At 66.7% G+C, this 789-nt stretch carries 1 pseudogene; it reads right to left on the bottom strand.

The features are described from left to right. Nucleotides 1-15: 15 nt before the first annotated feature. A pseudogene (locus E0493_RS22955) lies at nt 16-789 on the bottom strand (IS630 family transposase); the annotation flags it as partial.

The following is a 789-nucleotide window of genomic DNA, read 5'->3' as shown; positions in this document are numbered from 1 at the left end:
TAGAGCGGTTTCCGATCAGTCTGCATCGTATCCTGCGGCGGCGAAGTAGTTGGCGCACTCGGCGGGCGTGAAGGTCTCGGTGATGCGGCCGAGGGTGCTCCAGAGGGCCTCGAGGGTGCGTTCGGCTGCTTTGCGGAGCATGGCTTTCAGCTTGGCGAAGGCATTCTCGATTGGGTTGAAGTCTGGGCTGTAGGGCGGCAGGTAGCGGAGGCTCGCGCCCGCGGCCTGGATGGCGGCTTGGACGCCCGCCCTCTTGTGGCTGCCCAGATTGTCCATGATGACGATGTCGCCGGGGCGCAGCTCCGGCACCAGCACCTGCTCGACGTAGGTGAGGAAAAGTTCGCCGTTGATCGGTCCGTCCAGGACCATCGGCGCGACCATGCCGCTGTTGCGCAGCCCTGCGACGAAGGTGGTGGTCTTCCAGTGTCCGTGCGGGATGGCGGCCCGCAGCCGCTCGCCGCGGGATGCCCGGCCATGGGTGCGGGCCATGTTGGTCGATGCCCAGGTCTCATCAATGAAGACGAGCTTTTCAGGATCGAGGTCAGGCTGCTCCTCGAACCAGGCCCAGCGCCGCCTCAGGATGTCCGGGCGGTCCTGCTCCGCGGCGTGCGCCGACTTTTTTTGCGTGTGATGCGGTGTCGGTCGAAGAACCGCCACAACGAGGCGATGCCGACAGCCACGCCCACCTCCGCCAGCCCGGCCCGGATCTCCTTGAGCGAGAGGTCGGACTTCTGGTCCACCAGGCTCAGGATGAGGGCCGCATGCGCCTCAAGGCGCGCCGAGCGGCGG

Source organism: Teichococcus coralli (assembly GCF_009829925.1).
Classification (GTDB): domain Bacteria; phylum Pseudomonadota; class Alphaproteobacteria; order Acetobacterales; family Acetobacteraceae; genus Pseudoroseomonas; species Pseudoroseomonas coralli.
This window is presented reverse-complemented; position numbering and strand designations above follow the sequence as displayed.